General features: G+C 61.4%; 8 protein-coding genes. All 8 read left to right on the top strand.

What is annotated here, in order from left to right; translation table 11 throughout:
- Positions 1-196 precede the first annotated feature (196 nt).
- The 8 genes from pyrH to fabZ all read left to right on the top strand — a co-directional run bounded on the left by pyrH (position 197) and on the right by fabZ (position 8,649).
- Entirely contained in the window at positions 197-919 is a 723-nt protein-coding gene (gene pyrH / locus NKJ46_RS11890; RefSeq protein ID WP_023674934.1) for a UMP kinase, read from the top strand.
- A 91-nt stretch (positions 920-1,010) separates the two neighbouring features.
- The gene (frr, locus tag NKJ46_RS11885; RefSeq protein ID WP_084640965.1) at positions 1,011-1,565 is read left to right on the top strand and encodes a ribosome recycling factor; all 555 of its coding nucleotides are present in this window, start codon (positions 1,011-1,013) and stop codon (positions 1,563-1,565) included.
- A gap of 32 nt (positions 1,566-1,597) precedes the next feature.
- Positions 1,598-2,320: an isoprenyl transferase gene (locus NKJ46_RS11880; protein WP_352665093.1), complete on the top strand. Its 723-nt coding sequence runs from the start codon at positions 1,598-1,600 to the stop codon at positions 2,318-2,320.
- Positions 2,321-2,323: 3 nt separating this feature from the next.
- Positions 2,324-3,157, top strand: a complete 834-nt coding sequence (locus NKJ46_RS11875; protein WP_352665091.1) for a phosphatidate cytidylyltransferase — start codon at positions 2,324-2,326, stop codon at positions 3,155-3,157.
- Positions 3,158-3,261: 104 nt separating this feature from the next.
- Complete coding sequence (gene rseP, locus NKJ46_RS11870) at positions 3,262-4,404, top strand: RIP metalloprotease RseP (protein ID WP_352665089.1); 1,143 nt, start codon at positions 3,262-3,264, stop codon at positions 4,402-4,404.
- A 217-nt stretch (positions 4,405-4,621) separates the two neighbouring features.
- Positions 4,622-6,985, top strand: coding sequence for an outer membrane protein assembly factor BamA (gene bamA, locus NKJ46_RS11865; protein WP_352665087.1), 2,364 nt, complete (start codon positions 4,622-4,624; stop codon positions 6,983-6,985).
- A gap of 148 nt (positions 6,986-7,133) precedes the next feature.
- Positions 7,134-8,192 carry a UDP-3-O-(3-hydroxymyristoyl)glucosamine N-acyltransferase gene (gene lpxD, locus NKJ46_RS11860; RefSeq protein ID WP_352665085.1) on the top strand — a complete coding sequence of 353 codons (1,059 nt, stop codon included), beginning with the start codon at positions 7,134-7,136 and terminating at the stop codon, positions 8,190-8,192.
- Entirely contained in the window at positions 8,185-8,649 is a 465-nt protein-coding gene (gene fabZ, locus NKJ46_RS11855; protein WP_023674942.1) for a 3-hydroxyacyl-ACP dehydratase FabZ, read from the top strand. Before lpxD ends, fabZ begins: the two co-directional genes overlap by 8 nt.
- Positions 8,650-8,656: the final 7 nt, after the last annotated feature.

Below are 8,656 nucleotides of genomic sequence, written 5' to 3'. Positions count from 1 at the left end.
GGTTACGCGGGAATTTTTTGGGCGGCCCTTTTCTTTCATTGGATTTTTTGGGGGTTTGAGTGCTGGTATAGCGGGGTCTAGTTTAAAAACTTTGCGGCGGGGGGGCGGGGTTATATCGGGGCCCCCTTCGTGTATCGGAACGCCCAGTGGTTCGGGGCGCACCGAAACGCGTCACACGCACGATGACGAGGACCAGATGACGGTGAAGCCCCTCTACCGACGTGTCTTGCTGAAAGCATCGGGCGAAGCGTTGATGGGCGAGCAGCATTTCGGCATCGACGTATCGGTGGTCGACCGCATCGCCGCCGACATCGCCGAGGCCCGCGCACTGGGCATCGAAGTCGGTGTCGTCATCGGCGGCGGCAACATCTTCCGTGGCGTCGCGGTTGCCTCGAAGGGCGGCGACCGCGTTACCGGCGACCATATGGGCATGCTAGCCACTGTCATCAACTCGCTGGCGCTGCGCACCTCGCTCAACAAGATCGGCGTCGACGCCGTTGTGCTGTCGGCGATCGCCATGCCCGAGCTTTGCGAAAGTTTTTCGCAGCGTCAGGCGACCGCCTACATGAACCAGGGCAAGGTCGTCATCTTCGCTGGCGGCACCGGCAATCCGTTCTTCACCACCGATTCGGCTGCAGCCCTTCGCGCCGCCGAGATCGGAGCCGATGCTCTGTTCAAGGGCACCCAGGTCGATGGTGTCTATTCGGCTGATCCCAAGAAGGACCCGCACGCGACACGTTTCGAGCGGATCAGCCATGACGAAGTCATCAAACGCGGGCTTTCGATCATGGATACGGCGGCGATTGCACTTGCGCGCGAAAACAACATTCCGATAATCGTCTATTCGATCCACGAGAAGGGTGGTTTCGGCGATATCCTGAGGGGCGGCGGCCGTTGCACGGTTGTCGCAGACGATTGACCGGACCATGAACCCGAAAGGGACCGGTTGCGGATGAGGCTCGAACAGGGCCTAAGCAGTGAACCCGGGTTAACGGGTCGAGGAGACGATGATGAGTGGCGAGTACGACGATCTCAAACGGCGCATGGACGGGGCGATCGCCGCGTTCAAGCATGATCTGGCTTCGCTGCGCACCGGCCGCGCGTCGAGCAACCTGCTCGACGCCGTCCAGGTGCAGGCCTATGGCACCACCATGCCGATCAACCAGGTGGCAACAGTGTCGGTGCCGGAACCGCGCATGATTTCGGTTTCGGTCTGGGACAAGTCGATGGTCAGCGCAGTCGACCGCGCCATCCGTGAAGCCAATCTCGGCTTCAATCCTATCGTCGACGGTACCAATCTCAGGATTCCGCTGCCCGAGCTCAACGAACAGCGCCGCAAGGAGCTGGTCAAGATCTCGCACGGTTATGCCGAGAATGCCCGCGTCGCCGCACGCCACGTTCGTCGGGACGGCATGGACTTTCTGAAAAAGGCGGAAAAGGACGGCGACATCAGTGAGGACGACCATCGCAAACGGGCCGACCAGGTTCAGAAACTGACCGACGAGACAATCAGCACCATCGACCACCTGCTTTCCGACAAGGAAGCGGAAATCATGCAGGTCTAGGGTCTGGCCACGCCTGGCCCGGAAGCGAGAATATGGCAACGCCCGCGCATGTCGCGATCATCATGGACGGAAACGGACGCTGGGCCAAGGCGCGTGGCTTGCCGCGGCTGGCCGGTCACCGCGCCGGCGTCGAGGCGCTGCGCAAGACAGTGCGGGCCGCCCCCGGCCTCGGCATCTCCTTCCTGACCGTCTACGCTTTTTCGTCGGAAAACTGGTCACGGCCGAAATCCGAAGTCAGCGACCTCATGGGCCTGCTGAAGCTTTTCATCCGACGTGACCTCGCCGAGCTGCACCAGAGTGGGGTGAGGATCAGGGTCATCGGTGACAGGGCAGGGCTGCAGCCCGACATAAGGGGCCTGCTTGAGGAAGCCGAAACGCTCACTCTCCGCAACGAGGCGCTGACACTGGTTATTGCCTTCAATTACGGCGGGCGCGACGAGATCGTGCGCACCGCGCGCAAGCTCGCAGCGGCGGTGGCGCGCGGTGAGATCGAGAGCGAGGCGATCACGGCCGATTCCTTTGCCAGCTCGCTCGATACAGAGGGCATTCCGGACCCGGAACTGGTCATCCGCACCAGCGGCGAGCTTCGGTTGTCGAATTTCCTGTTATGGCAGGCTGCCTATAGCGAACTCGTTTTCCTGCCTTGCTACTGGCCCGACTTCAGTCGCGAGCACCTGTCCGATGCACTGCGCGATTTCGCCGGCCGCGAGCGCCGCTTCGGCGGACTTGCCGCCCAAGATGTCGCCTCAGGCTGAGGAATGAGCAACCTCCAACTCCGGGTCATTTCGGCCGTCGTGCTTGCCATCGTCACGCTTGCCCTGACCTGGCTCGGCGGACTGTCCTTCCGGTTGCTTTGCGCTGCCATGGCGGCGGCGATCTTCCACGAGTGGACGCGGATGAGCCGCCCCGTTGCCCCGGCGGGCGCTAGTGCTACGGCAGGTCTCGGCTTTCTGCCCGCGGCGCTGATCGTGGTCTTTATTGGTGCCCTTGTCGCCGGCCTGCCTGCATCTTTGCTGCTGCCGCTCGTCGCGGCTCTGGTGGCTATCACTGCCGTCGCTTCCTCCATGCGCAGGGCAGGACCGTGGGAAGCATCCGGCCTTGCCTATGCGGCCGTGTCCGGCTTGTCGCTGGCCTTCTTGCGTGACGGCGACCATTCAGGGCTGCTGGCCATTCTGTTCCTATTCGCCGTGGTTTGGGCGACCGATATCTTTGCCTATTTCGTCGGCCGCTCCGTCGGCGGCCCAAGGCTGGCGCCGTCGATCTCGCCGGGCAAGACGCGGAGCGGGGCGCTCGGTGGGGTGGTCGGCGGCGTAGTGGCCGGGCTGCTTCTGGCCGCCGTAGCCGGAACGGGCAACCTCGTCGTGCTTGGCGTGGTCGCACTGGTGCTTTCGATCGCCGCGCAGGCCGGTGACCTGTTCGAATCATGGGTCAAGCGACGCCACGGCCGTAAAGATTCCGGCACGCTGATACCCGGCCATGGCGGCATCATGGATCGGGTCGATGGGCTTGTCGCGGCGGCTGTCGCCCTATACGTCATCGGCTGGATTTCCGCGACCGCCGATCATCCGGCACAGGGGCTGTTTCCGGTTTGAGCGGCATCGTCGGTGGGCCGGCGCGGGGCTGCGCCATGGATTCGCCTGGATTGATGTCACAGTCGCGGCGTGATCTGTGCCGTGGATGAATTTGAGGGCATGAGTTGAACGAGATTCTTCACGCGCTTTTCAGCACAGAGGGCTTTGTCCTCGGCACGCTGGTGCCTTTCCTGTTCGTGCTGACCGTGGTCGTTTTCGTCCACGAAATGGGCCATTACCTCGTCGGGCGCTGGTGCGGTATCGGCGCAAAAGCCTTTTCGATCGGTTTCGGCCCTGAGATCATAGGCTTCAACGACAGCCGCGGCACGCGCTGGAAGCTTTGCGCCATACCGCTCGGCGGCTATGTCAAGTTCGTCGGCGACATGAACGCGACGTCGAGCCAGCCCAGCTCGGAGGAGATCGAGGCGCTGAGCGACGAGGAACGCAAGGTTGCCTTCCACACGCAGCCGATCTGGAAGCGTGCGGCGACCGTCGTGGCGGGGCCGCTGTTCAACTTCCTGCTGACGATCGCCGTCTTTGCCGTGCTGTTTTCCGTCCATGGCCGGCCCGTGCTGGAGCCGATGGTGGCCGAGGTCACCGTCGGCAGTCCGGCCGCCGCGGCCGGCATCATGCCCGGCGACCGATTCGTCAGCGTCGACGGCAGCAAGGTCGAGACCTTTGCCGACGTCCAGCGTCTGGTCTCTGGCCGCGCCGGCGACAGCATCACCTTCGTCATGCTACGCGCCGGCAAGGAAATCACCGTCACGGCGACGCCGCGCTTGATGGAACAACAAGACGCACTGGGCAACAAGGTCCAGGTGGCCGTGATCGGCGTCGTCAACAACAAGGAACTCGGCCAACCGCGGCTGATCACCTACAGCCCGGCCGGGGCGGTCGGGGCAGCGGTCCAGGAAACCGGTCACGTCATCCAGCGCACCGGCCAGTTCCTGCAACGTTTCGTTGTCGGTCGCGAGGACAAGTGCCAGCTGGGCGGCCCCATCAAGATCGCCAAGATGTCGGGTCAGGCGGCAAAGCTCGGCTTTGAATGGCTCGTGCAGCTTGTTGCATTCCTGTCAGTCGGGATAGGGATTCTGAACCTATTGCCGATTCCCCCCCTCGACGGAGGGCATCTTCTGTTCTACGGCGTGGAGGCTGTCATCCGGCGGCCGGTGTCCGAACGGATGATGGAAATGGCTTACCGAAGCGGCCTCATATTGGTGCTCGGCTTCATGGGCTTTGTTTTCTGGAACGATCTGTTTGGGTGCTGAAATCATGAAGGAATTTGGCTTCGGCACGAGCAATGTTGAGACGCCGTTTACCATGCGTGGGGATTTGCGTGACGCGAAAGCCACGCCACAGGGTTAAGTAAATACAAATTAACCAGAAGCCTTGCGTGTAGGGAAAATCCGGTTAATACGGTAGGGGAAATTACCGCACGTCCGGTTTTCTCGCCGTGGGGACTTCGAGAAAAGGTACAAAAGCCCGATGAAGGCAGCATCCAAGTTTCTGAGCGCCGCGTCCGCGGTGGCTATGTCCGCCGCTCTGGTTGTACCAGGCGCGCTCGCAGTGCAGTTCGTTGCCACATCGGCCGCCGAGGCGGCTGTCGTCTCCAGAGTCGAAGTCACCGGCAATCAGCGCGTCGACGCGGACACCATCCGCAATTACGTGACGATCAAACCCGGCAAGGCGTTTTCAAGTTCGGATATCGACGATGCGGTCAAGGCGCTGTTTGGCACCGGGCTGTTTTCGGACGTGCAGATCAACCAGGTCGGATCGACGCTGGTCATCAAGGTTTCCGAATACCAGGTCGTCAACCAGGTGCTGTTCCAGGGCAACAAGAAGCTCAAGGACAACGCGCTTGAAGCCGCGGTGCAATTGAAGCCGCGCGGCACCTTCTCGCAACAGCAGCTCGACGCCGATGTTGAGGCGGTCAAGGCCGCATACCGGCGTATTGGCCGCGACGACGCCGCCGTGACCACCCAGATTATGGATCTCGGCGACAACCGGGTAAACGTGGTCTTCAACATCAACGAAGGCGGCCGCACCCAGATTGCAGCGATCAATTTCGTCGGCAACAGCGCCTATTCGAGCCGCCGGCTGTCGGACATCATCTCCACCAAGCGCTCGTCATTCCTGTCGTTCGTTCTGCGCGACGACGTCTATGACGAGGACAAGCTGCGCGCCGACCAGGAGCTGCTGCGCCGCTTCTATTACAACCACGGCTATGCCGACTTCCAGGTCGTCTCGGCTGTCGGCGAACTCGACGACACCACCAACAAATACACCGTCACCATCACGGTGCAGGAGGGCGAGCGTTATACGTTCGGGGATGTCAGCGTCGAAAGCACGATCCCCGAGGTCGACAGCAAGTCGCTTGAATCGGTGGTCGAGACGCACAAGGGCGATGTCTACAACGCCAAGAACGTCGAGGACACGATCATTGCGCTGACCGAGAAGGTGGCTGGATCCGGCTATGCCTTCGCCCAGGTGACGCCGCGCGGCGACCGCAACTTCGAGAATCACACGATCTCGGTCGTCTATACGGTCGACCAGGGTACCAAGGCCTACATCGAGCGCATCGAGATTCGCGGCAACGATCGGACGCGCGACTACGTCATTCGCCGCGAGTTCGATGTCAGCGAAGGCGACGCCTTCAATCAGGTCCTCATCCAGCGCGCGAAGAGGCGGCTGGAAGCGCTCGATTATTTTGAGAAAGTCGAAATTTCCACCGTTCCGGGCTCTGAGCCGGACCAGGTTGTGCTGGTGGTCGACGTGGTCGAGAAATCGACCGGTGAGTTCACCGTTGGCGCCGGTTATTCGAGCGGCGGTGAAACGTCAGGTCCGTCCGTCGAAGGCTCCATCAGTGAGCGCAACTTCCTCGGTCGCGGCCAATTCATCAAGGTGGCGGCGGGCGGTGGCAAGAACTCGCGCGACTACAGCTTCTCTTTCACCGAACCCTATTTCCTCGGACGCCGCATCGCGGCCGGCTTCGACATCTACAAGCAGAGCCGTAACTACGACCATTACGACAGCGACACGACGGGCGCGACCGTTCGCTTCGGCCTGCCAATCACAGACAACATTTCGACGCAGCTGGCGTACAACATCTCGCAAGAGAAGTACAAGTTCGACGAGGGCTGCGTTCCCATTATCAATGGTGGCACCTGCGACGTCTCCCAGGCGATCGTAAACGGCGTTAACGAGAGCCCATGGCTCAAGTCTTCGGTCAGTCTCGGCCTGATCTACAATACGATCGACGACATGAAGAACCCGCATGACGGCATTTATGCCAATGTCGGCACGGAAGTGGCCGGCCTCGGCGGCGACGCCAAGTTCATCAAGGTCACGGCGCGCGGCAGCATCTATCAGACGCTATCCGAACAATTGGATCTGGTGGGCCTCATTTCGGGCGGCGCCGGCCATGTCCAGGGGTATGGCAACGGCGATCTGCGCGTCTTCGACCATTTCCAGAGCAGCGACCGTATGATCCGCGGTTTCGAATATGGCGGCATCGGCCCGGTTGCTTCGGACAACAGCAATGACCATCTCGGCGGCACCACCTACTTCAATGCCTCGGCGGAAGCGCAGTTCCCGCTGCCGGTCATCCCCGAAAGCTTCGGTTTGCGCGGCGCTGTGTTCGCCGATGCGGCAACGCTCTACGGCAGCAAAATCGCAAGTGGCCTTGTCAATTCTTCGACAACCGGCATGGAATGGCGCGCTTCCGTCGGTGTCGGCATGATGTGGGCATCGCCTTTCGGCCCGATCCGCATCGACTATGCGATCCCGGTCAAGAAGGAAAAGACCGACGACGTGCAGGAATTCAACTTCGGCATATCGACCCGCTTCTGATGCGTGGATGGCAGTGATCCGAAACTACAGCGCAGCGCGTCCTAGCGGACGCGCAAACGACGTTGTAGCACTTTGATTTGCGCATGATCCTTTCCGAGGATCGATTTCCGATTTCGGGGTCATGCGCTAGCTGGATATTGCTTCTGGAATGACCGATCCGGTGTTCTTCGCGCCCTCACGCCGGTATACGGCCGGCGAAGTCGCGAATCTGACCGGCTCGACGCTTGTCGATTCCGGTCTCTCCGATGTTTCGATCGAGGCTCTGGCGCCCGCCAACGAAGGCGGCGAGAACGCACTTGTCTTCGTCGATGGCAGGCGCAATTTCGCGCTGATGCAGGCACTGCGGGCGGCGGCGGTTCTCTGCCCTGCCGAATTTGCCGGCAAGGCGCCGGCGGGCATTGCGGTGCTGGTGCATCCGCGCCCGCAGCAGGCTTTCGCAATGGTCGGGCGCCTGCTTTTCCCGGCGGCTGCGACGCCTGGACCGATGACCAGCGAAACCGGTATCTCGCCGCACGCCCATATCGATGCGACCGCCCATATCGAGCCCGGTGCGATCATCGAAGCGGGTGCGGTCATCGGACCGCGCGCTGCCATCGGCAGCGGGACCGTTATTGCCCCGCATGCGGTCATCGGTCCGTCCTCGCAGATCGGCCGCGACGGCTATGTCGGTCCAGGAGCCAGCGTGCAATATGCGTTGATCGGCAATCGTGTCATCATCCATGGCGGTGCCAGGATCGGCCAGGATGGCTTCGGTTTCGTGGCCGGCGCCAAGGGTCCGGAGCGGGTTCCGCAGATCGGCCGTGTCATCATCCAGGACGACGTCGAGATCGGGTCGAATACGACCGTCGATCGCGGCGCCATGTCCGACACGATCATCGGCCAGGGTACCAAGATCGACAATCTGGTACAGATCGCCCACAACGTTCGCATCGGCCGCAATTGCATAATAGCCGGGCTTTCGGGTATTTCCGGTTCCGTGACGGTAGGCGACAACGTCACCATGGGTGGCGGTGTCGGCCTTGCGGATCATTTGACCATCGGGTCCGGGGCCAAGCTTGCGGCAAGAAGCGGGTTTATGAGCAATGTGCCTGCCGGTGAGATTTGGGGAGGATATCCGGCGCAGCCGATGGCGGAAGCCATGCGCGAGATAGCGGCCTTGCGCAGACTTGCACGGACGCGCAAACAGGGTGAGGGGGGAAATGGCTGACATCGCAGCGGCGACGCTCGAAGCGGTTGACATAATGCGGCTGATGAAGCTTCTGCCGCACCGCTATCCGTTCTTGATGATCGACCGTATTGTCGACATAGATGGCGACGAATCCGCCATCGGCATCAAGAACGTCACCATAAACGAGCCGCATTTCCAAGGTCATTTCCCCGACCAGCCGGTCATGCCCGGCGTGCTGATCATCGAGGCGATGGCGCAGACGGCCGGCGCCATCTGCATCCGCAGCCTTGGTACGGAAAAGCCGTCGCTGGTTTATTTCCTGACCATTGACAATGCCAAGTTCCGCAAGCCGGTCGTTCCAGGCGACCAGTTGAAAATTCATGTGAAGAAAATCAAGAAACGCGGCAATCTTCTCAAATTCGCTTGCGAGGCCCTCGTCGATGGCGCCAAGGCGGCGGAAGCCGAGATCTCGGCGATGATGGTCGCAAGCGGCTGACAAACGA

This window comes from Mesorhizobium sp. M0166 (genome assembly GCF_040322255.1).
Classification (GTDB): domain Bacteria; phylum Pseudomonadota; class Alphaproteobacteria; order Rhizobiales; family Rhizobiaceae; genus Mesorhizobium.
This window is presented reverse-complemented; position numbering and strand designations above follow the sequence as displayed.

Bases quoted from the DNA above. Each gene is read 5' to 3' on its own strand.
- fabZ (WP_023674942.1), top strand. From the start codon at position 8,185: ATGGCTGACATCGCAGCGGCGACGCTCGAAGCGGTTGACATAATGCGG.
- NKJ46_RS11875 (WP_352665091.1), top strand. From the start codon at position 2,324: ATGAGCAACCTCCAACTCCGGGTCATTTCGGCCGTCGTGCTTGCCATC.
- bamA (WP_352665087.1), top strand. From the start codon at position 4,622: ATGAAGGCAGCATCCAAGTTTCTGAGCGCCGCGTCCGCGGTGGCTATG.
- lpxD (WP_352665085.1), top strand. From the start codon at position 7,134: ATGACCGATCCGGTGTTCTTCGCGCCCTCACGCCGGTATACGGCCGGC.
- NKJ46_RS11880 (WP_352665093.1), top strand. From the start codon at position 1,598: ATGGCAACGCCCGCGCATGTCGCGATCATCATGGACGGAAACGGACGC.
- pyrH (WP_023674934.1), top strand. From the start codon at position 197: ATGACGGTGAAGCCCCTCTACCGACGTGTCTTGCTGAAAGCATCGGGC.
- frr (WP_084640965.1), top strand. From the start codon at position 1,011: ATGAGTGGCGAGTACGACGATCTCAAACGGCGCATGGACGGGGCGATC.